At 61.7% G+C, this 20,954-nt stretch carries 18 protein-coding genes; 14 read left to right on the plus strand and 4 right to left on the minus strand.

What is annotated here, in order from left to right; genetic code table 11:
* The first annotated feature begins 88 nt into the window (after window positions 1-88).
* A complete protein-coding gene (locus tag QZ307_RS01405) occupies window positions 89-1,054 on the plus strand; it encodes a hypothetical protein (RefSeq protein WP_295994698.1) in 966 nt (321 codons plus the stop codon).
* A 399-nt stretch (window positions 1,055-1,453) separates the two neighbouring features.
* Here the strand turns inward: QZ307_RS01405 and QZ307_RS01410 are convergent, their stop codons facing one another.
* Window positions 1,454-2,020, minus strand: coding sequence for a type II toxin-antitoxin system HicB family antitoxin (locus tag QZ307_RS01410; protein ID WP_366778677.1), 567 nt, complete (start codon window positions 2,018-2,020; stop codon window positions 1,454-1,456).
* Entirely contained in the window at window positions 1,929-2,135 is a 207-nt protein-coding gene (locus QZ307_RS01415; protein ID WP_295994702.1) for a type II toxin-antitoxin system HicA family toxin, read from the minus strand. The genes QZ307_RS01410 and QZ307_RS01415 overlap by 92 nt, the downstream gene beginning before the upstream one ends.
* A gap of 371 nt (window positions 2,136-2,506) precedes the next feature.
* Here QZ307_RS01415 and QZ307_RS01420 point away from each other — a divergent pair, with 371 nt between their 5' ends.
* From QZ307_RS01420 to QZ307_RS01465, 10 genes are all read left to right on the plus strand, one after another.
* Window positions 2,507-4,855 carry a molybdopterin-dependent oxidoreductase gene (locus QZ307_RS01420; protein WP_295994705.1) on the plus strand — a complete coding sequence of 783 codons (2,349 nt, stop codon included), beginning with the start codon at window positions 2,507-2,509 and terminating at the stop codon, window positions 4,853-4,855.
* 30 nt (window positions 4,856-4,885) lie between these two features.
* Entirely contained in the window at window positions 4,886-5,407 is a 522-nt protein-coding gene (locus tag QZ307_RS01425) for a 4Fe-4S dicluster domain-containing protein (RefSeq protein WP_295994707.1), read from the plus strand.
* Window positions 5,408-5,541: 134 nt separating this feature from the next.
* Window positions 5,542-8,199 (plus strand): FAD-binding and (Fe-S)-binding domain-containing protein, encoded by a 2,658-nt coding sequence (locus QZ307_RS01430; protein ID WP_295994709.1) that lies wholly within the window; start codon window positions 5,542-5,544, stop codon window positions 8,197-8,199.
* Between the two features lie 67 nt (window positions 8,200-8,266).
* The gene (locus QZ307_RS01435) at window positions 8,267-9,019 is read left to right on the plus strand and encodes a molecular chaperone (RefSeq protein ID WP_295994713.1); all 753 of its coding nucleotides are present in this window, start codon (window positions 8,267-8,269) and stop codon (window positions 9,017-9,019) included.
* 1 nt (window position 9,020) lies between these two features.
* The gene (locus QZ307_RS01440; RefSeq protein WP_295994716.1) at window positions 9,021-9,755 is read left to right on the plus strand and encodes a hypothetical protein; all 735 of its coding nucleotides are present in this window, start codon (window positions 9,021-9,023) and stop codon (window positions 9,753-9,755) included.
* On the plus strand, window positions 9,739-12,078 hold the full coding sequence (locus QZ307_RS01445; RefSeq protein WP_295994718.1) for a DMSO/selenate family reductase complex A subunit: 2,340 nt from the start codon (window positions 9,739-9,741) through the stop codon (window positions 12,076-12,078). The genes QZ307_RS01440 and QZ307_RS01445 overlap by 17 nt, the downstream gene beginning before the upstream one ends.
* 5 nt (window positions 12,079-12,083) lie before the next feature.
* Entirely contained in the window at window positions 12,084-12,701 is a 618-nt protein-coding gene (locus QZ307_RS01450) for a DMSO/selenate family reductase complex B subunit (protein ID WP_295994720.1), read from the plus strand.
* Window position 12,702: 1 nt separating this feature from the next.
* The gene (locus tag QZ307_RS01455) at window positions 12,703-13,560 is read left to right on the plus strand and encodes a DmsC/YnfH family molybdoenzyme membrane anchor subunit (protein WP_295994723.1); all 858 of its coding nucleotides are present in this window, start codon (window positions 12,703-12,705) and stop codon (window positions 13,558-13,560) included.
* Window positions 13,561-13,722: 162 nt separating this feature from the next.
* A complete protein-coding gene (locus QZ307_RS01460) occupies window positions 13,723-15,195 on the plus strand; it encodes a helix-turn-helix transcriptional regulator (protein WP_295994726.1) in 1,473 nt (490 codons plus the stop codon).
* On the plus strand, window positions 15,192-15,710 hold the full coding sequence (locus QZ307_RS01465; protein WP_295994729.1) for a hypothetical protein: 519 nt from the start codon (window positions 15,192-15,194) through the stop codon (window positions 15,708-15,710). Before QZ307_RS01460 ends, QZ307_RS01465 begins: the two co-directional genes overlap by 4 nt.
* Here QZ307_RS01465 and QZ307_RS01470 read toward each other — a convergent pair.
* Together QZ307_RS01470 and QZ307_RS01475 are read right to left on the minus strand one after the other, a co-directional pair.
* Entirely contained in the window at window positions 15,707-16,276 is a 570-nt protein-coding gene (locus QZ307_RS01470) for a metallopeptidase family protein (protein ID WP_295994732.1), read from the minus strand. The genes QZ307_RS01465 and QZ307_RS01470 overlap by 4 nt on opposite strands.
* A gap of 67 nt (window positions 16,277-16,343) precedes the next feature.
* On the minus strand, window positions 16,344-17,810 hold the full coding sequence (locus tag QZ307_RS01475) for an OFA family MFS transporter (protein ID WP_295994735.1): 1,467 nt from the start codon (window positions 17,808-17,810) through the stop codon (window positions 16,344-16,346).
* 225 nt (window positions 17,811-18,035) lie between these two features.
* Here QZ307_RS01475 and tatA point away from each other — a divergent pair, with 225 nt between their 5' ends.
* The 3 genes from tatA to lysS form a co-directional block, all read left to right on the plus strand.
* A complete protein-coding gene (gene tatA / locus QZ307_RS01480) occupies window positions 18,036-18,302 on the plus strand; it encodes a twin-arginine translocase TatA/TatE family subunit (RefSeq protein WP_275205630.1) in 267 nt (88 codons plus the stop codon).
* 88 nt (window positions 18,303-18,390) lie between these two features.
* Window positions 18,391-18,861, plus strand: a complete 471-nt coding sequence (greA, locus tag QZ307_RS01485) for a transcription elongation factor GreA (protein ID WP_295994745.1) — start codon at window positions 18,391-18,393, stop codon at window positions 18,859-18,861.
* Between the two features lie 215 nt (window positions 18,862-19,076).
* A partial coding sequence (gene lysS, locus QZ307_RS01490; protein WP_295994747.1) for a lysine--tRNA ligase occupies window positions 19,077-20,954 on the plus strand: 1,878 nt, incomplete at its 3' end.

The following is a 20,954-nucleotide window of genomic DNA, read 5'->3' on the forward strand; positions in this document are numbered from 1 at the left end:
TATGTGGAGGCGGCTTTCGAATCACCCCTTCGGTCCAGCCGCCTCCGCGCCCGTTGAGTCATTTTATGCAGATAGGGGATGAGATCTCATGAAACCAAGAAAGCTGTATGCCGGTAATCCCGGCGTTGAATATCACGTGGCCGCCCAGGGCGCCTCCAGCGATGTGGCCGAGTTCGTCGGTATGATCCAAGAGGCGGGGCTCGATACGCCGGTGGCGTGGTTCAGCCACCAGCACCAGGAAGCTCGACCGGGCCTGTGGCTGACCGAGGGCAATTTCCGCTTGAAGAACGGCTCCTTCGTCGACCCATGGAGCCTGGACTGCTATGGCGCTCAGTATTACGAGCCCTGGTCAAGCGGTCGTCACACCTGCTTGCGCATCGGCTACACCGAAACAGTGCCGGCCGAGGCCAAGCCCTTTGCGACGGTAGGGGAGTTCCTCGATGTGCTCACCGAGTTCGTGCCCGAGGTGGCCGCCGTGGTGGCCGCCAACGAAGCGACTGGTCAAGAGGCGGCCGCCACGGATGAGGAGGCTGCGGGCGCGGATGCTGCGGATGCTGCGGGCGAGGGCGTCCCCGTCGAGGATGCCGCGGATGCGGACGGCGCCCCTGCGGGTGCCGCGACGGCCGAGGCGTCGGAAGGCACGGAAGCTGCGGCTGTGTCCGCAGTGCAGGTGATGGCAGCGATTGCAGGCACCGATCTGACGGCTGAGGTTGTGGCTAGCGTGCCGGCGGATGCGAATGGCCAGGAATCTGAGTTGCCTACGGACGGCAACCTTGCGGAAGCGGTGGCGACGGAGCCCGCCGGGAACCCTGCCACCGAGGCTAAAACGAGCGGTGACGCTGCCGCAGACGCTGCAGCCGAGGCTGAAGCGAGCGGTGACGCCGCTGCAGGCGATGTCGAGGACAGCGAATCAGCCCTTCCGGTCATCGAGTGCAGCCGTCTCATCCAGCCCGATGCCGACTTCGAGAAGCACGGCGCCCTGACGCGCGGCTGGCACATCCAGGTATGGGAAGCCGACGACGAGAACACCCCATACCTGGTAGTATTCGGCTAAAGCGCTCGTGTTCCTCCAGCCCGTCGCGTCTCAGGTTCCAGAAACGGCCGGTTTGGTTCCCTTGTCGCGTATCGCAGCAAAATCTGACCTGGCGTTTTGCCGCGACGGGGAACCAAACTGCTCGATTTCGACAGGGAACGGGGAACCAAACTGCCCCATTCTGGAACCTCAGGGCGTCGAGGGGAGCCAAAGCGCCTGCTTTTGGCAACGCCGCGGGAACCAAATCGCCCGATCTTGGAACCCGGTGTCCTAGGCTCGGAACCAAATCGCCCGATCTTGGAACCCGCTGCCCTGGGCTCGGAACCAAACCGCTCGCTCTTGGAGCCCGGCAGCCCGACTCCGCAGCCAATTCCCCGTGCTCGGGAACAAAACCCGCAAATCGTGGAACCTCGCGGCTCCCTAAGCTTCCTGTACTCGCGGGCGACCAGCGGGGCGGCGAGTGGCTTGGTAGGCTTCGATGCTGGTCAAAGTCACGTTTGTTCCATCGAGTGTGCGTCGACCGTCGAGCTTCTTCTCGCGAATCAGCTGAGAGACGCGCCCAGGAGTGACGTTGAGCATGCGCGCTGCCTCGGCGGCGCTGACCGAGGACTCGCCGAGGCGCGTTTCGTCGGTGTTGGCGTAGAGGTACACAACGCGGGCGTCGTCGCTTTTGAGAGAGGTTGCCTCGGGGATAGGCAGTCCGTAGTCGGCGAGTGAGGCCAGATGGGTTTCAAGGCTGTCCGAGATGCTTTCAATAGCCTCCATGAAGGTTGCGCCTTGGCCAAAACACCCGGGAAGATCGGGGATTTCCGCCCACCAACCGCCTTCTTGCTCCTGCCGAACGAGTGCGCCATAAACATATTTCGCCATGGGGTGACCCTCCTGTTCACTGTTGCTAGCGCCAGCCCGCCAGCTTCGCAATTTTTTGGTAAATGGACGGAAGCACTTCTTTCTTGCCGGTGTCGATGGTGATGAGCGCTGGCACATCTGGCTTGAAGAAGTTGATGTGGTCGCCCTTGCCGTTACGCATGATCCATCCTTCGCGGTTGAGGCGCGCCATGACTTTGCGAGTGCTGTGTGATTCGCGGGATTGCTTTGGCATAGCAGAGCCTTTCTTGCATGCCCCGAAATCGTCTTAATATTAAACTATTTAGAATTAATACTCAACGGCTTCGAGGGCGGCGATCGAGCAGATTGCGCCATTGTGGCACGCCGCGCTTGCGACCTGTTTCCTCATAAACGAACCGCGTGGGAAAATGATATGCATGCAGCGTAAACGACCAGTTCAAATTTATTCGTTCATAAATATAGTGGGTTTTACGGGACGGCTATTTTGACGATAAATCGCTCCAGCATCATGCAATTCCTTTGTTATGGAGGATGCGTTGAATGCGCGCCATTTCTATGATTGCCCTCGGCTCGTAAAGATAATGATGTCAACAGACGGGCCATGATCGAATAGAGGAGGATCACATGGCTAGCGATGGACTGAAGCGGGTGAGCGGGGGCTTGTCCCGTCGTCGTTTTCTCCAAGGGCTTGCGGTAAGCACCGTGGCGGCGGCAGGGCTGACCAGTTGCGCCCCGCAGGCGGACACCGGCGAAGAGTCGCTTTCCGATACCGGGGAGGGCAAGGCTGCGGGGTATCAGTACGACTGGGAAACGGCCGAGGGAGAGATCGTTCACGGCGTCTGCCCGAAGAACTGCTATGACACGTGCCGTATCTGCACCAAGGTAGTGGACGGTGTGGCTGTTCAGATCCGCGGTGACAAGGACAACCCCTACACGGCAGGCAGCCCCTGCGTGAAGGGCCAGACCTACTTGGATTACCATTACTCCGAGGACCGCATCATCTACCCCATGAAGCGCGTGGGGGCCAAGGGTCCGGGCGCGCAGTTCGAGCGCATCTCGTGGGAAGAGGCTGTGCAGACCATTACCGATCGCTTCAAAGAGATCATCGCCAATGAGGGTTCCGAGGCCATTGTGCCCTACACGTTCTCGGGTACTTTCGGTCTGATCAACGGCTGCTTCTTCAGCGGCGTTTTGCGCTTCTTGTACCGCATGGGTGCTTCGGCTTTGATGCCGAACATGTGCGAGGCAGCCGGTGTGGCGGCTCTGCCGTACACCTACGGTGCGCAGAAGGACGTCGATCCTGAGCAGTACGCCAACACCAAGCTGTACGTTTCCTGGGGCAGCAACTTGTCGGCCACTTCGGTTCATGCCGTCAAGTATGTGAAGCAGTGTATTGAGAACGGCGGCAAAGTGGTCGTCATTAACCCCTTCCGCATCCCCCTGTGCGAGTGGGCCGACCAGTGGATCAAGATTCGCCCCGGCACCGATACGCCGTTTGCCCTCGGTGTGGTGAAGATTCTGCTGGACGAGGAAATTTACGACAAGGAATATGTCGGCAAGTACTGCATGGGCCTCGACGAGCTGAGAAAGGCGGCCGACGAGTGGCCGGCCGAGCGCGTTGCCGAGACCTGCGACTGTACGGTAGAGGAGCTGCAGACGTTCGCCCGCACCTATGCCGAGGCGGAGACCTCTATCATCCAGATGGGAATGCAGGTGAATCGCGATTCCAACGGTGGCTCGAAGATTCGCGCCATCAGCTTCCTGCCCGCGCTGACGGGTCAGATCGGCACCAATGCGGCCGCGGGCTATCAGTGGCTCACGTGCGGCTACTGGGCGCTCAACTTCGACAACGTGTCCATGGGTTCCCAGTTCCTGGGAGCTCCCACTCCTGGCGGCGGCTATGTGACTACCTGGGACCAGATCGAGGCAGGCGACTACAAGTACCGCGTCATTAACATTGCCGATTACGCCGACGTGCTGAACGAGACCGGTCGCTATAAGGGCCAGCCCTGCCGTGCCATCTTCGTCTACAACGGCAACCCGCTGGTCAGCGTTCCCAACAATAAGCGGGTGCGCGAGGGCTTCGCCCGCGACGAGGTGTTCGTGGTGGTATCCGACAAGTGGTACACCGACACCGCTGACTATGCCGACATCATTCTGCCCTGTACGGACATCCTGGAAACCGAGGACATCCACCAGGACTACCACGGCTGGTACCTCAACCACAACACGCCGGCGGTGGCGCCTGCGGGCGAGGCCAAGACCAACATCGAGATGGCCAACACCCTGGCCAAAGCCATGGGCTACACCGACCCGTGCTTCGACGAGGATATCCCCACCCTGGCTAAGGCTCTCATCGAGGGCACCGACGGTGCGAACCCCATCTACGGCCCCGATATGAGCTACGAGACGCTGAAGAAGGAGCATTGGCGCAAGCTGCCCGATTTCGTTCCCTATGCGGACGACCTTGCCAACGGCTTTGGCACGCCTTCGGGCAAGATCGAGTTCTACTCCGAGCAGCTGAAGGATTTGGGGCTGCATCCTGTCGTCGAGTACATCCCCTCCGCCGAGAGCAAGGACGGCACCCCTGATTTGGCGAAGACCTATCCGCTCAATTTCCTGACGGTCACTTCGAAGAACCTGTGCGGTTCGAACTGGCACAACATTGGCAAGATTCGTCTGCTGCACGGCGATCCGCTGCTGTACATCAACGAGGCGGACGCGGCGGCCCGCGGCATTGTCGATGGTGACGATGTCGAGGTGTTCAACGATCGTGGCGTGTGCAACTCACTGAAGGCGCTGGTCGTTGGCGACGACGTTATTGCCGCTGGTAATGTGGCCGGCCTGAAGAGCGCTTGGCCGAAGGTCATGGATGGCAAGAACAATGTGAATGTGACCACGCCGAGCTATACGTCCGACTATGGCATGGGCACGTCCTTCCAGTCCAATCTGGTCGACGTGCGCAAGGCGTAACGGCACCCGTCAAGAAGAAGGAGCTATCTAATGGCTAGTCAAATGGGATTTCTCTTGGATCAAAAGTGGTGCATCGGCTGCCAGTCCTGCGTAACGGGCTGCCAGATGCGCCATCGTACCCCCGACGATATTCAGCTGCGCAAGGCTACCAGCTTCGAGCAGCAGCCCGTGGGCCCCTGGATTTCCACGGCCTGTAACCATTGCGAGGATCCGGCCTGTGCCAGCGTGTGCCCCACCGGCGCCACCATGAAGCGCGAGGACGGCATTGTGGTGCACGACCCCGAAGTGTGCATCGGCTGCCAGTCCTGCGTAAAGGCCTGCCCTTACGAGCATCCCGCGTATCTGGAGGAGGAGAACCGCATCATCCGCTGCGATATGTGCGCGGCCCGCTTGGATGCCGGCGATATTCCCGCCTGCGTGGAGGCCTGCCCCATGAAGATTCTGACGGTGGACACCGTCGAGAACAACGAGGCCGCCGGCGGCGTGCCTGAGGGCGTGGGCTTTACCGTGGAGGCAACGGTGCCTTCTACACGCTTCATTCCCATCGCGTAACCGCGCATCATTCAACCATTAAGAGAAGGGCCGTCGCCGGGGAAGGCGACGGCCCGCTGGGCAGGACGCGTGGGCGGCATTTCGCCGACCCCTCCCTGGAATGTCGCCCACGCGTCTTTGAGAGGAGAAGCACTATGGAGAAGCAGGCAGCTCTGGATGCCATACAAAGCGAGTTGCAGGAGCGCGCGAGCACGGTGGATGTTCGTCGCGTTGTGTACAGCCACGACATGGGCACCTTGCCCGATGTGGTGAAGAAGTTCATCACCACCATGCCCGACATGGTGGTGCAGCCCGAAACCCAAGAAGAGGTGCGCCACCTGGTGACCCTGGCCAAGGACGGCGCCGTACCCCTGGTGCTGCGCGGGTCAGCCTCGGGCGGCTACGGCGGCGCGGTGCCCGCTGCAGGCGGCGTGGTAGTCGACCTCTATCGCCTGCGCGGCGTGGTGGATCTTGACGAGGCGGCTGGTACGGTCACGGTGCTTCCCGCCACCACCATGGCCGACCTGGACGAAGAGTTGCGCCAGCGCGGCTTCATGATGCCGCTCATGCCTACGAGTTCGCCTTCGGCCACTATCGGTGGTTTCGTCGCTCAGGGTGGCGCTGGTATTGGCAGCGCCCGCTCTGGCGCGATGCGCGATAGCTTGGTGGCGGTAACCCTGGTGCTCGGTGACGGCAGCGTGCGCACCCTGACGGGGGACGATGTGGATTTGGCCTATGGCATGGAGGGCATTACGGGCATCATCACGGCCATTACCTGCCGTGTGATTCCCGCAGCCGAGATGGTGCCGGTCGCCTTTGCGTTCGAGGGGGTGGAGCCGGCCCAAGCCTTCGCCCATGAATTGGCGGGCAAGCTGTGGCACGTGAATGTGCAGCCGCCCAACTATGTGGCTCTGATGAATCGCGCTTCGGGTACGACTCTGCCCGAGCAATGGATTGTGCTGGCGGCATCGTCGGCTGACGAGGTGGCGGCCGTGGCTGTGCCAGCGACGGCCACGTCGCTGAATTCCGAGATGGCGCAGCAGCTTTGGGAGGATCGCTACTACCCGCTGCGCGGCAAGAAATTCGGCCCCTCTATCATTCCCGTCGACGTGCTGGTGCCCCAGGCTAAGCTCGACCAGTTCAACAAGGTCATGATCGATAAGTACGAGAATTCTTTCGTTTACGAGGCCACGGCCGTGGGCACCGAGATGTTTGCCCTTATCGGCTTTTTGCTGGCCGACGAGCGCAAGGACGACTTCACCATGGCCTTCGCCAATTCGCTGGTTATTGCGGAAGTGGCCAAGAAGCTGGGTGGTCGTGCCTACGCATCGGGCATGTACCTGACGGCGGAATCGGAGGACATCTTCGGCAAGGACTTGCTCGAGCGCGTTGCCGCGTTCAAGGCTGCCACCGACCCGGCGGCCATCATGAACCCGGGCAAGGTGCTGCCGCCCGCGCTCGATCCGAAGTCGCCGGCCAAGCTCATCGCCCGCGCCATCGGCTCAGCCCGGGGCGTGGCGGGCATCGGTGCGGCGCTCGGGCGTGTGCTGGGCGGTCGCAACCGCGAGGTGAAGCCCTTGACCGATCTGCCCAACAACATGGAGGAAAGCGCTTTCGCCTGCGCCGAGTGCGGCTTCTGCCGCAGTAAGTGCACGGTCTTTTTGCCCGATCCCTGGGAGGACAACTCGCCCCGCGGTAAGTGGTATCTCATCAAGGAGTACGCCAAGGGCCATATCCCCTTCGATCTGCCGATGGTGCATAAGCTGAATATCTGCACCACCTGCAAGCGCTGCGAGCAGACCTGCGAAGTGTCCCTGAAGATGGCCGACGAATATCTGGGCGCCAAGCCCTACTTCAAGGAAAAGGGCTTCTCCAACGCCGGTTTGGCGGCACTGCGCGGCAATGTGCTGAACACGGGTAACTTCTGGGGTGCCGATGCCGAGGGCTTGGGCTGGCATACTGAGGACATGCGTTTCAAGGAAACAGGCGAAATAGGCTTTTGGCCCGGCTGCTGGACGCAGACTATCTCGAAGAATGCGGCGCAGAACGTGGTGCATTTGCTGAACGCCGCAGGCATCGAGCCGGTGGATCTGGGCGACAACGGCTCGGATATCTGCTGCGGCTTCTACCTGTTCCTGGGCGGCTATGCCGAGGACTTTGAGGCGCGGGTGGTGGAGAACATCAAGCGCATGAACGCCGCTGGCGTGAAGCAGGTGATTACTCCGTGCCCTGCGTGCTTGGCCGCCTTCGCCGAGCTGTATGGGGGCATTGCCGAGAAGCATGGGCTGCCCTTCGAGATTGAGTTCGTCCACTCCATCGTCGTGCTGAACGACTTGGTGGCCCAGGGGAAGCTGAAGTTGGGCGAGGGCCAGAAGGTGGACGCCAAGGTAACCTACCACGACCCTTGCCATCTGGGCCGCTGGTTCAACGTGTACGAAGAGCCTCGCGATTTCATTAAGGCCATTCCCGGGGTCGAGTACGAGGATATGAAGCACAACCGCTCGGACTCGCTGTGCTGCGGCCTGGTGAACGCCTTCTACGAGATCGGCAGCGTCCCCACTTCGGGCGTGGCGCGCGTCACGGAAGCCGATGAGGTCCAGGCTGATTACATCCTGACGGCCTGTGCCGGCTGCGGCGTGCAGGTGAACAACATGTGCGTGGCTGCGCAGACCCATGCGCGACAGATGGACATTACCGATTTGGCGGCGAAGTCCCTGGGCTTCGAGGTGTACGACTCCAACGAAGCGGCCCAGGCCTACTTCGCGGCGGCCGTCGATCTTTTGAGCACTTCCACGACCGTCCAAGATCAGTAGCAGATACCCGTTGGCGAGGTGGGCGATCAAAGGTTTCGTCCGCCTCGCCGCTGAGGAGTTGGTTCCCATGGAAACCGTTTCCATCCCCAGTACGGCGGCCGAAAGGCTGTTGGAAGCCTTGCAGGTGCGCCGCGATCGTTTTGCGGTGACCGCCGCTGTGTTCTCGCACGAGTCGCCCGAAGAGTCCGTGCGCCAGATGGTGACCCAGGCCGCTCGGGCAGAGGTCGTGCTCGACGATGCGCCGGAGCGCGCGCTGAGCGCGGCTTTGGCGTCGCTAGCCTGCGAGGACATGGCCGCTCTGGCCACCAAGACGCGTACGGAGTATGCGCGTCTGTTCTTGGGCCCACGCACGGTGGTGGCCCCGCTGCATGAGTCGGCCTATCTCTCGGGCACGCCGCGCATGTTCACCGCCGACACCCTGGCTGTGCGTAAGTGCTACGAGGCCAATGGCTTTGTCATGAAGGCGAAGAACCGCGAGCCCGAGGACGCCATCGGCACCGAGCTGGAGTTCCTGCGCAACCTGGTCGATCGACTTATTGGGCAAATTGAGGGCGACGGCTTGACGGAAGCTAACTGTCTAGAGGTGCGGCGGCAGCTGGATGTGGTGCGCACCTTCAAGGAACAGCATCTCGATCGCTGGGCGCCTTTGTTCGTCGAGCGCGTGGCCGACAACGATGAAAGCGGGTTTTATCGAGCATGGGCTCAGTATTTGGCTGCTGTGTTGGCCGAGGACGAGGCGCTGCAGGCACGCTGCGAGGACGAGGTGGCGATAATGGCCGATAGCGCTGCCCCTTCGGGCACTCTTGGAGATCGAGGCTGACATGACGTTCCTGTTTATTTTGGCGGGCACCTCCGTGCTCGTGGGGCTGGCTGCCCCCTCCATTCGCCGTACGCCAGTGCTGTGGTACGGCGTGGCCTTGGCTCTGGATTTCGTCTACGCCTACGGCATGATTGTTGGTCTGCCGCCAGGCGTACTGCAGCTGTTAACGCCTTTGGTTCAGCGAGGCATGTTGGCTACTTCGTTATTTGTCGTTGTCATGTACTGCGGCGTGTTCCCCGAGCATTCGGCTCCGCGCCGTCTGATCGCCCCTATCCGAACTGAACTGTCGCTTATGGCCTGCCTTTTGGCCGCAGCGCATTGCCTCAACTACCTTAGCTCTTATGTCGGCGTCCTGCTCATGCGGGCCAATGTGCTGAGTGGCAATCAGCTGGCTTCGCTGATCATCGCACTGGCTTTGGCGGCGCTGCTTGTGGTGCTGGGCGTCACGTCGATCAGGGCTGTCAAGCGGCGCATGAGGGCGGCGTCATGGAAGAACCTCCAGCGGCTGGCCTATGGGTTTTTCGGTCTCATCTACGTCCACGAGGTACTGATTCTCTACCCGGCCGCGTTTAAGGGTTCGGGAGATGCGGCCGCCACACTGGCAGTGAGCACCGTGGTGTTCGGAGCCTATGGGGTGCTACGCATCGCCCGGTATCTGAAGGATCGACACGGGCGGCCAGTTCATTCGGCTGAGGCGGAGTTTGAGGAAGAGGTCGGCTATGGTTGCGCAGGCTAAAAAGAGCATTTCGGTGCAGCCGGAGGCGCTGGTGGACTCTGAGCGGCGTGTGGCCGATGGCACGCGTACGGTATTTGGCTACTGCAGCGTCAACTGTGAGGGCCGCTGCGTGTTGAACTTCCACCTGAAGGGCGACGAGCTTTTGTGGGTGGAAACCGATCGCTCCGTCGAGGACGGCGCGGATGCACGGCAGATTCGAGCCTGCCTGCGCGGGCGCTCCATTCGCGAGTGGATTAACCATGCCGATCGGCTGAGCTACCCCCTGAAACGCGTGGGCCGTCGCGGCGAAGGTGCGTTCAAGCGCGTCAGCTGGGATGAGGCCCTTGACGAGATTGCCGCCAACTTGAAACGCGTGGTGGAAACCTATGGTAACGAGGCGGTGTACATTAATTTCGCCAGTGGGGTCATGAGTGCCAACATCATGGGGTTCCTCCATCGGTTCATGAACCTGTACGGGGGGTGCTTGGAAGGCTATGGCGACTATAGCCACTCGCAGATCGATGCCGCGCTGCCGTACCTGTACGGCGCGCGCGACGCCAATACGCCGACGGATGTGAAGAATGCGAAGCTGCTGGTGCTGTTCGGCGACAACACCTTCGAGACCAAGATGTGCGGGGCGGGTGGTTCGGTTCACCTCAAGGACGCTATTTTGGAGGCGGGGGTGCGCACCATTGTTGTCGATCCGCGCTATTCCGAGACGGCAGCCAATTGCGCTGACGAGTGGATCGCCTTACGTCCCGGAACCGACGGTGCCCTGGCGGCCGCTCTGGCCTATGTCATGATCGAAGAAGACCTCATCGACCATGAGTTTTTGGAGCACTATTGCATCGGTTTTGACGAGGATACGTTGCCAGCCTCTGCCCCGACCGGCTCCAGCTACCGCTCCTATATCCTGGGCCTTGGCGCCGATGGAGTTGCCAAGACGCCGCAGTGGGCCGCGGCCATAACAGGCGTGCCGGCGGCATCTATCGTGAAGCTGGCTCGCGAGATGGCCGCAGCGAAGCCGTGTGCCATTTACCAGGGCAAGGGTCCGCAGCGTCATGCCAATGGCGAGCAGACGGCCCGGGCTATTGCCATGCTGGCCGTGCTCACGGGCAATGTGGGTTTAGCGGGCGGTGGCACGGGTTCCGACTTCGAGACGTTCCGCTTCTTCGAGGCCGATGTGCCGGGTCCTGATAATCCGGTGACCACGGCCATCCCCGTGTTCTTGTGGACCGACGCCGTGGCGCGCGGTCCTCAGATGACGGCCTCTGAAGACGGCGTGGTGGGCACCGACCGTCTGAAGACCGGCATTAAGTTCATCTGGAACTATGCGGGCAACACCCTCATCAACCAGCACTCGAACATCAATCGCACCCACGACATTCTCGCCGACGAGAGCAAGTGCGAGTTCGTCGTGGTTATCGACACGTTCCTGACCTCTTCGGCGCGCTATGCCGATATCGTGCTGCCCGATCTGCTGCCCGTGGAGCAGCCGAGCCTCATTGCCAACGATTGGGCGGGCGACTCCGGCTACGTGCTGATGAACTCGCAGTATCTCCCTCAGCGTGGCGAGCGACGCACGCTGTATTGGATGCTCTCCCAACTTGCCGAGCGCCTGGAATTTGCCGAGGCCTTCACTGAGGGGCGCAGCGAAGAGGAGTGGCGCCAGGTCATCTACGAGCAGGCTCGCGAGGCCGATCCGGAGCTGCCTCCCTATGAGGTGCTGCTGGAGCAAGGTCTGTACCGTAGAAGCAACCCCGATGGCTGTCATGTGGCATTTCGGGAATTTCGCGAAGATCCCGAGGGACATCCCCTGGCAACGCCGTCGGGCAAGATCGAGATCTATTCGGAGAAGATTCTGCAGGACACGGCACACTTCACCCTGCTCGAGGGAGAGGTTATCAGCCCGCTGCCCGTATACGCGGCACCGTTCTTTGAGGAAGGCGCCGGTGATTCCGAGCGCTACCCCTTGCAGCTCATTGGATTTCATCATCGCAGTCGCGCCCATTCGTCTTACGGATCGCTTGACGCCATCAAGGAGCGGGCGCGCCATCAGCTGTGGATCAACCCGCTTGACGCTGCCCCGCGGGGGGTGTGCCCTAACGAGATGGTGGAGGTGATTACGGCCTACGGCCGGGTGATGGTGGAGGCAAAGGTGACCGAGCGCATTATGCCTGGGGTGATCGCGCTGGGCGAGGGGGCCTGGCACCGGGCCGACATGGAGGGCGACCGAGTGGATTGGGGCGGTTGCATCAACACGCTCACGTCGAGCCGCGCCACACCGCTGGCCAAGGGCAACCCTCAGCACAGCAATCGCGCACAAGTGAAGAAAGCGGGGTGATAGCCATGAGCAAGCAGTACGGCTTCCATGTGAATGCCTCTCGGTGTACCGGATGCAAAACCTGCGAGATGGCCTGTCGTGACGCCTATCAGCTGGGAGACATCTCCTCGTTTCGCCGCGTGTGCGAGGCGTCGGGGGGCAGCTGGGTGAAAGAGGGGGAGAGCTGGTGGCACGACGTGTTTGCCTATTACCTTTCCGTGGCCTGCAACCACTGCGACGATCCGGTGTGCCAGCAAGTGTGTCCTTCGGGGGCGCTGCGCAAGCATGACGACGGATTTGTGGTGCTCGACAGCGATCGCTGCATCGGGTGCGGCAGCTGCGCGTTCGCTTGTCCCTATAAAGCACCGAGCTACAGCCGCAAGCACCGTGCCATGCGCAAATGCGATGGATGCCGTGCGCGGGTGAGCGAGGGGAAGGACCCCCTGTGCGTTGAAGCCTGCCCTATGCGTGCTTTGGAGTTCGGCGATATCAACGAGTTGCGAGACCGCTATGGAAGTGTGTGCGATGTGGCACCCCTGCCGGAAAGCACTTACACGCAACCCAACCTGGTGATCACGCCCCATCGCTGCGCCCGCCACTCGAGCGAGTCAGGCGTGGTGCTGGCCAACGAGAAGGAGATCTGACATGAGAAGCGTTGCCTCGGAGTGGCCTTTGGTGATGTTCACCGTTTTGGCGCCGCTATGTGCCGGCATTTGGATGGTGGCGGGATTTCTGGCTCTGATCGACGCCTTTCCCGGCGCAGTCGACCTGACGACGGGCTACGCGGGGGCCTTCCTGTGCGTTCTCTTGCTGGCAACCTTAGCGTGCTCGACGCTGCACCTCGGCAAGCCGCTTAAGGCGCTTCGGGCGTTCATGCGGTTGGGCAACTCGTCGGTGTCCAACGAGGTGTTCGTGGGCGCTGTGTTTGCTTTGTGCTCGTGCCTGTACGTGCTCGTGGCCCAAAGCCTCATTGAGGCGGGGAGCCTCTGGAAGATCCCCCTCGCCTTTGTGGCCGGATTCGCTGGACTATTCGTTCTGTTTCAGTGCTTGGCTTACCGCATGCGCACAGTGAGCACCTGGAATAGCCCTTCATTTTCCGTCGAGTTTGCCGTGCTTGCGCTTTTGGGCGGCGTAGTGGTCGAAGGTGCCATGCTGTGCCTCGTGCCAGCGGTTACGGCGGCGGTCAAAATGGGTTTGGTCGTGGCCGAAGTGGCGTGCGCCCTAGGGCTGCTACTGGTAGTTCATGCTCAGGGCACGGCAGTTGCTTGCGGCGTCCAAGGCCATCGCCAAGGCGGTCAGATGATGAGGACATGGCATCGGCTCAGCTTCGCGCGCATCGCATTTCTGGTGACTGGCTCGGCGTTGTGGGCCTATGGCCTGCTTTGTGTGCCGAGTCGGCCCGGTTGGGCCTTGGTCGGCGGGGCGCTCGTAGTCGTGGGCATGGTGGTGGGGCGCTACTCGTTCTACCGCTTCTACTTGAACGTTGGGTTGCCCCAGGGGTAACGGCGGCGTGAAGGGGAGGGCCCGGGTCATGCTAAAATCGAGAAAACAGAGGTGGTTTGTCCGCCGGTGCCGATGCCAGACAGGGGATGATTGGCGCGGTCGGGAAAGAAGGTTCGATCTGGTAACGGAGTGGCGTCAGTGCGCGAAGACAAGGATAGTACCGTGCCTTTGAGCAAGGGGAACAAGACGGGTCATGGTCATGGCGGGGATGTGGGTCTCAGCAGCTTAACGGCTTACTTCTTCTGCATTTCTGCCCTGGTGTCGCTGCGGTCTCTGCGTCTGGGTGAGACTACCGACGAGGGAGCCCTCGTGTCGTTCTTGGCATTTCTGGGGACGGCCTGCTTGACGCTGCTGTTTCTGGCGCTGGCGGAGCCCTATCTGATGCATCGCAATCCCCAGCGGCTTATGGGGCGCGCGGCGGCTCTTCTCCTGGCTTTGGGGCCGGTGTATTGCGCCGGCGAAAGCCTAATGCACCAGTCCAATACGTGGATCATGTTCCTAATGTTCTGCCTTTCTGGCTGCGGTTATGGATGCTGTTTGCTGGTGTGGGGCCGTGTTCTTGCGGCCAAGGACGTCACTGCTTCGGCGCGACAGGTGTTCGCGGATACTTGTGCGGCCCTTATTGTCATGGTGATGGCGATGCTGTTGCCCGAGGCGGCGGCCATGGCCCTGATGGCCGTACTCGGCCTGTTGGCGGGCTTGGTGGGAGCGCGCGAGGTGAAGGGTTTAGGCCCGGGAATCGCGACTGAGGGCCAGGTGGTGGTGAGCGATACGCGCAACGCTATTCCCAAGTCTTCGTTTTTCGTTGGTGCTACGCTGTGGATGGTTTACGGCATTTTCTGGGCGCTGCTCGGAGACCGTTCGTTCAGTGCGGGGGGCGATGGATTTCTTTTGGCGGTGGCGGCGGTCACGCTGGCCCTGGCAGGTATTGCGTTGGTGCGGCTCCATCGGCGTCCAGGCATTGACCTTTCCCGCGCCTTTTGGGTGACGGTGCCGTTGCTCGTTACTGCCTTGGTGTTCTTCGTTACGGGTGAGACGCAGCTGGTACGCGTGGCCACAGTGCTGATCGTGCTCTCCATGGTGGTGTCCTATCTGCACCTGATGTCTCATTTCGCGGCTCTCGCCCATCGTCCCGATTTGCTCCCTGACCAGATGTTTGCCTGGGGATGGCTTGCTCCCTATGCCGGCATGTTCGGTGGGGTTTTTGCCGGCGTGCTCTTCCGGGCGGCGGGAAACGATGTCACGAACTTCTTTCTTCCCATTGCGGCAGGCTTTCTGGTAGTGGCGGTCATAGCCTCGATGCACAGCATCGAGCGCATCGCCGATCGTCGACGCGAGCGCGAAGTGCAGAAGGTGCGGGCCCTGGCGCAGGAGGAGGCCGTGGATGTGGCCGTTCAAATGGACGGTGTGTTCGAGGCCATGGGGTTGTCGCTTCGCGAGAAGGATGTGGCCTCGCTGCTTTTGCAAGGCCATAGCCAAGCGGCCATCGCGGGTCAGTTGTTTGTGGCAGCGAGTACGGTGAATACCCACGTAAAGCATATTTATCGCAAAGCTACCGTCAATTCGAAGCAAGAGTTCATTGATTTATGCCAAGAGCGCTTAGAGGCAACGCGCGGGAAGAATGAGGCGCTATGAGCGAAAAGAATTCATCGCTGGTCGATCGCCCGGCAGCAAGAGTGGTGTTTCTTTTTGCGGCGCTGTTCCTTATCGGGCTTGTTACGCGCATGCCAGCATGGATGTTTCCCCAGTACTATGCCTTGCATGGGGTGCTGGCGTCGCCATTTTGTGCTGCGCTCGCTCTCTGGCATTTTCGACGAGGCGGTACGGTGGGGCAGCTTGTCCTGGCTACCGTGCTGCTGGCAGCGGTGTTGGGGGCCATGAGCGCGGCTATGGGGCTTGGCTTTGCAGCCGTGGCTCTCGTTATGCTGGTGGCAGGGCTGCTGAGGGGCGGCATGGGCAGCCGGCGCGCTTTCGCCTTGGCGGTTCTGTTCGGGGCGGTGGACTATCCATGCGCTGTGATGGTGGGTGTCGCTCTGGGCACCTACGGTGCATCCGCCGCTTCGGTGCCGGTCGTAACCGTGCTGCTTATCCTGTCTATAGCTCTGGCCTTCTTTGGCGCCTGCTTGGTCCCCTCGAGCCAGGATGCCTAATACCCCATATCGTAGAGCTTGTCGTCTTCCAGGCCGAAGTAGTGGCCCAGTTCGTGGATGATGGTTTTGCCGATTTCGGTCACGATTTCTTCGCGGGAGTCGAAGCAGCGCTCGTGGGGCCCTTTGAACACGGTGATGACGTCGGGAATGTCGTCGTCCAGCCCGTTAGCGCGCTCGACGATGGACAGCCCGTCGAACAGACCCAGCAAGTCGTCGGGGAGGGCATCGTTTTCGCTGGAGTCGTCTTGCGTCTCGGGGTTGTCAAGCGCTGCGGTGCCCCAGCTTTCTGCCTCGGGATCGCCCAAGGTACCGCTTCCGTTCCAGCCCCGCGCTTCCAGGTCGTCGCCTTCGCCCCGGTTCTCCACTTCGGGCTCGTCGAAGTGGACAGAGCCGCCGTTGCTGTCCCAGCCCTCATCCTCGGGGTCGTCCCCATAGAGGTGGTAGGCGTTGGGCTCTTCTTCCCACACGATGGCAATGTTCTGCAACGCATTGAGGAACTGCTCGGGCATTGCGTCGAGCGCCTCTTCCATGGCGGCCTCGAACTCTTCGTTGGTCATGTGGTACATGGATGCTCCTTGGGCACGAATCCAAACAGTTTTCTTTTTTTTGGGGGGGGGCGGCAGTACGTCCCGCCTACGCACGGTGGCGGCGATGGCGCGCTTCGCGCATGAAGTGATAGGTGCGGTGCGGGTGCTTGGCTGCCACCAGCCAACGGCGCCGGCGCCGTGCGCGTCGGGCGTCGTTCTGCAGCCGATACACGAAGGTGAGTACCAGCTGGGCGGCGGCCAGGCAGGCGGCTACCAAGAATGCCGCCTGGTAGGTGCCGGTGCTCTCGTACAGGCCGTTGAGCATGAGGGGCCCCACCACGCCGGCCGCAGCGAAGGCAATGAACATGATGCCGTAATTGACTGAGTTGTGCAGGCTGCCAAATTGCAACGCGGCAAAACCGGGATAGACCCCCATGATAGAGCCGAAACAAAAGCCCACCAGGCAAATACCCACGCAGAAAAGCGGTGCCGAGGCGGGACCTGCTACTGAAAGCGCGCCCATGCCCACCGCAAAGCCGACGGCCACCGCGCGCAGAGTGTTCACGATGCCCAGCTTGTCGCTGAGCGTGCCCGATACAATGCGGCCCAAGGTGTTGAACAGCGCCAGCACCGACACGATGGCGGCGGCCTGGGCGGCGTCGAAGCCCACGGCATTTTGCGCCAGCGGGCTGGCCGAGGAGATGATCATCAGCCCAGAGAACGAGCCGCAGACGAGCATGGCGAACATGGTGTAGAACACGGGGCTCTTCAGCATGCCCCGCCAGTCCTTGTTCACGCCGCGGCCGCCGCCGTCGGCTTGGCGCTGGGGGTGCCAGCCCGTGGGCGTGAACCCTGGCGGGCAGGGTGCGATGAGGAACGCGGCGCCCACCATGACCACCAGCATAACCACGCCCAGCATGCGGAAACAATCCGTCACGGAAAAGGCGCTGATCAGCCCATTGGCCACAAAAGGCACAATAACCGAGCTGATGCCGTAGGAAGCCGTGATGATGCCGCCAGCCAAGCCGGCGCGGTCGGGGAAGAACTTCACGGCGTTGGACAGGGTGGCGCCGTAGGCCAGGCCGTCGCCCAGGCCGCAGCACACGCCGAAGCTCACCATGAGAAAGGGCAGGCTGGTGGCGAAGCCCGAGAGGAGCAGGCCGCCGCCGAAGAACAGACCGCCCGCCAAAACCACCCAGCGCGGTCCCATGCGGTCGTTCACGATGCCGCCCAAAATCATGGTAACGGGCGGCAACACGCAGGCCACGGTGAACACAAGGGAAAGGTTCGGAGGCTCGCCGCCGGAGAGGGCGGCCAAATGCTCGGCCATGGGGTTGGCGAACACGCTCCAGGCGTACAGGGCGCCGATGCACAGGTTCACGAGGCACGAGGCCGCCAGGATAACCCAGCGGCGAGACGTGAGTGCGGCGCGCTGGGTCTCGGAAAGCTGAGGCGCTGCGGGGGACGGCCCCGCAGGGGCCTCAAGGGTCGAAGCCGACCGTCGGGCAGCAACAAACCGCTGCTCTTGTCCGTCCACCCCCATGTGGGCACCGCCCTTCGCGCCAATCGTCAATCTTTGATCACGTGCACCATTTTAGAGACTGCCCCAGGTTTCGCAAGGGGTATTCGCAGGGGGCTCCTTCGCTTGAAGGATTTGTGCTGCTTGCGCCGTAAACCGACCGTTTGTGTTACCCTTTTCCGCGCACTCACGAGCGTCCGTTTCGGCACCGCGGTGCGGTCACGCAAGACGCAAGCATTTGGCAGGGGAGCCCCCTTGCCCGAACCAATGGAGGAATGCATGAAAATTTTGGGCATGGGAGTTCCTGAGCTCCTCATTATCCTCGTCGTCATCCTGCTCATCTTCGGCCCGAAGAACCTTCCCAAACTGGGCAGTGCTCTGGGCAAGACGGTGAAGAACCTGCGCGAGGGCATGGGCGCCGGCGAGAAGGAAATCAACGAGGCCACCGACGAAGAGGTTGTCGAGGAAGTGGTCGAGGTCGAGGACGAGCCCGCTCCTGCCGCGAAGAAAACCGTCAAGAAGGTGGTCAAGAAGAAGGCCGAGTAACCTTCGTCCCATACCAGTTGGTTAATAGTGGTGCGCCTGCGGTTTCCGCGGGCGCACCACCAATGTATAGAGAGAAGTTGGAACAACTATGGCAAACGACAATTACATCCTCACCCAAGAAGGCAAGGAGAAGCTGGAAGAAGAGCTTCACTACCTGGAGAACGAGAAGCGCGCCGAGATTGGCGAGCGTATCAAGGTGGCCCGCGAGTTCGGCGATATCTCCGAGAACTCCGAGTACGACGACGCCAAGAACGAGCAGGGCATGATGGAGGCGCGCATCGCCGAGATCAGCCGCATTTTGGCCGAGGCCACGGTGGTGAACACCCCCAAGCGCTCCAGCAAGGTGAACATCGGCTCCACGGTCACCGTCGACATGAACGGCCGTGAGCGCGTCTTCACCATCGTGGGCGGCGCTGAGTCCGATGCCGCTGGCGGCAAGATTTCCAACGAGTCTCCCGTGGGCCAGGCGCTGCTGGGCCACAAGAAGGGCGACGAGATGACCACCACGGGCCCCACGGGCAAGGACATCAAGCTGACCATCCTCAAGATTGAGCACTAATTCCGTTCCGTGCGCCCTGACGGGACGCACGGACTGCTCGACGCTGCGAGGCTCTGACGCATTCCATCTTCACCCTTCTTTCGCACGCGGCGTTGGCGAAGCCAACTTGGTGCGAAGGCGGGCGAATCTGAAATGCGTCAGAGCCTCTCGCTGACTTTACGAACGACCTGTGACACAATGCAATCTACTGTTTGTGCGGCTGCAAGGAGTGCAAAATGGCTGACGTTGAAGTAATTGAAGACGACCCTATCGAGGTGCGCAAGGCGAAGCGCGAGGCGCTTATCGCCGCGGGCGTGGATCCGTACGGGCACTCCATCAAGCGCAGCCATACGGTGGCTCAGTTGAACGAGCAGTACGCGCATCTGGAGGACGGCGATTCCACCGAGGACGAGGTCGTCATCGCCGGCCGCATCATGGCCAAGCGCGTGCAGGGCAAGATCGCCTTCTTGGAGCTGCGCGAGTCCGGCGAGGACATCCAGCTGTTCTGCCGCATCAACGCCCTGGGCGACGAGGCCTTCGCGGCGCTGTGCGATTTGGACGTGGGCGACTGGATCGCCGTTACTGGCACTATGATGCGCACGAAGCGCGGCCAGCTGTCCGTGGCCGTGGAGTCCTTCGAGCTTATGAGCAAGTCGCTGCGCCCGCTGCCCGAGAAGTTCCACGGGCTCACGGACAAAGAGACCCGCTATCGTCAGCGCTACGTTGACCTGGTCATGAACCCCGAGGTGCGCACCACCTTCGAGCGTCGCTTCAAAATTGTGTCGGCCATCCGCCGCTACATGGAGGACCAGGGCTACTACGAGGTGGAAACCCCCTTCCTGCACGCCATCATCGGCGGCGCGAACGCCAAGCCCTTCATCACGCACTTCAACGCGCTCGACCGCGACTACTACCTGCGCATTGCCACCGAGCTGCCGCTGAAGCGCCTGCTGGTGGGCGGTTTCGAGAAAGTCTTCGAGATCGGCCGCCAGTTCCGCAACGAGGGTATGGACCCCTACCACAACCCCGAGTTCACCACCATGGAGGCCTATGCGGCTTTCTCCGACCTGGACGGCATGATGGACCTCACCGAGGGCTGCATCAAGGCCGCGGCTCAGGCGTCCTGCGGTACCCTGCAGATCGAGTACCAGGGTACGCCGGTGGATCTGTCCGGCACCTGGCGCCGCGCGTCCATGATGGAGCTGGCCAGCGAGCATGCCGGCGAGGAAGTGTCCTTCGACCGCACCCGCGACGAGTTGGTGGCCATCCTGGAGAAGAATGGCGGCAAGGCAGAGGCGGCTTGGGGCAAGGGCAAGCTCATCAGCGAGATTTTCGAGGCCGTGGCCGAGGAGAAGCTCATTCAGCCCACCTTCGTCATCGATCACCCGCTGGAGATCTCGCCGCTGGCCAAGAAGGATCCGGAGAACCCCGAGCTCACCCAGCGCTTCGAGCTGTTTATTCTGGGTCACGAGTACGCCAACGCCTTCACCGAGCTGAACGACCCGGTGGATCAGGCCGAGCGCTTCCGCGCCCAGGTGGCGGCGAAGGATATGGGCGACGACGAGGCCATGGGCTTCGACGCCGACTACATCCGCGCCCTGGAATACGGCATGCCTCCGGCGGGCGGCGTGGGCATCGGTATCGATCGCATGGTCATGCTGCTCACCGATAGCGAGTCCATCCGGGACGTGCTGCTGTTCCCCCACATGCGCGACGAGGTTCCCGCTGGTGGGAAGGCGGCCGGCGAAGCGGCCCCCGTGGCGCCCTCGGCTTTTGCCGACGACGCCCCCGCTGCTCCCGCGCCCGTGGACTTCTCCAACGTGGTCATCGAGCCGCTGTTCGCCGATGAGGTGGACTTCGACACCTTCAGCAAGTCGGACTTCCGCGCCGTGAAGGTGAAGGAGTGCGTGGCCGTGCCGAAGTCGAAGAAGCTGCTGCAGTTCACCCTGGACGACGGCACCGACGAGCCCCGCACCATCCTGTCCGGTATCCACGCCTACTACGAGCCGGAAGAGCTGGTGGGCAAGACGCTCATCGCCATCACCAATCTGCCGCCGCGCAAGATGATGGGCATCGATTCCTGCGGCATGATCATCAGCGCCGTGCACGAGGTG

It is taken from the genome of uncultured Adlercreutzia sp. (assembly GCA_910585575.1).
Taxonomy (GTDB): domain Bacteria; phylum Actinomycetota; class Coriobacteriia; order Coriobacteriales; family Eggerthellaceae; genus Adlercreutzia.

Bases quoted from the DNA above. Each gene is read 5' to 3' on its own strand.
- QZ307_RS01445 (WP_295994718.1), top strand. From the start codon at position 9,739: ATGGTTGCGCAGGCTAAAAAGAGCATTTCGGTGCAGCCGGAGGCGCTG.
- QZ307_RS01420 (WP_295994705.1), top strand. From the start codon at position 2,507: ATGGCTAGCGATGGACTGAAGCGGGTGAGCGGGGGCTTGTCCCGTCGT.
- QZ307_RS01435 (WP_295994713.1), top strand. From the start codon at position 8,267: ATGGAAACCGTTTCCATCCCCAGTACGGCGGCCGAAAGGCTGTTGGAA.
- QZ307_RS01470 (WP_295994732.1), bottom strand. From the start codon at position 16,276: ATGTACCACATGACCAACGAAGAGTTCGAGGCCGCCATGGAAGAGGCG.
- greA (WP_295994745.1), top strand. From the start codon at position 18,391: ATGGCAAACGACAATTACATCCTCACCCAAGAAGGCAAGGAGAAGCTG.
- QZ307_RS01440 (WP_295994716.1), top strand. From the start codon at position 9,021: ATGACGTTCCTGTTTATTTTGGCGGGCACCTCCGTGCTCGTGGGGCTG.
- QZ307_RS01415 (WP_295994702.1), bottom strand. From the start codon at position 2,135: ATGCCAAAGCAATCCCGCGAATCACACAGCACTCGCAAAGTCATGGCG.
- QZ307_RS01405 (WP_295994698.1), top strand. From the start codon at position 89: ATGAAACCAAGAAAGCTGTATGCCGGTAATCCCGGCGTTGAATATCAC.
- QZ307_RS01465 (WP_295994729.1), top strand. From the start codon at position 15,192: ATGAGCGAAAAGAATTCATCGCTGGTCGATCGCCCGGCAGCAAGAGTG.
- QZ307_RS01430 (WP_295994709.1), top strand. From the start codon at position 5,542: ATGGAGAAGCAGGCAGCTCTGGATGCCATACAAAGCGAGTTGCAGGAG.
- QZ307_RS01455 (WP_295994723.1), top strand. From the start codon at position 12,703: ATGAGAAGCGTTGCCTCGGAGTGGCCTTTGGTGATGTTCACCGTTTTG.
- tatA (WP_275205630.1), top strand. From the start codon at position 18,036: ATGAAAATTTTGGGCATGGGAGTTCCTGAGCTCCTCATTATCCTCGTC.
- QZ307_RS01450 (WP_295994720.1), top strand. From the start codon at position 12,084: ATGAGCAAGCAGTACGGCTTCCATGTGAATGCCTCTCGGTGTACCGGA.
- QZ307_RS01410 (WP_366778677.1), bottom strand. From the start codon at position 2,020: ATGTGCCAGCGCTCATCACCATCGACACCGGCAAGAAAGAAGTGCTTC.
- QZ307_RS01425 (WP_295994707.1), top strand. From the start codon at position 4,886: ATGGCTAGTCAAATGGGATTTCTCTTGGATCAAAAGTGGTGCATCGGC.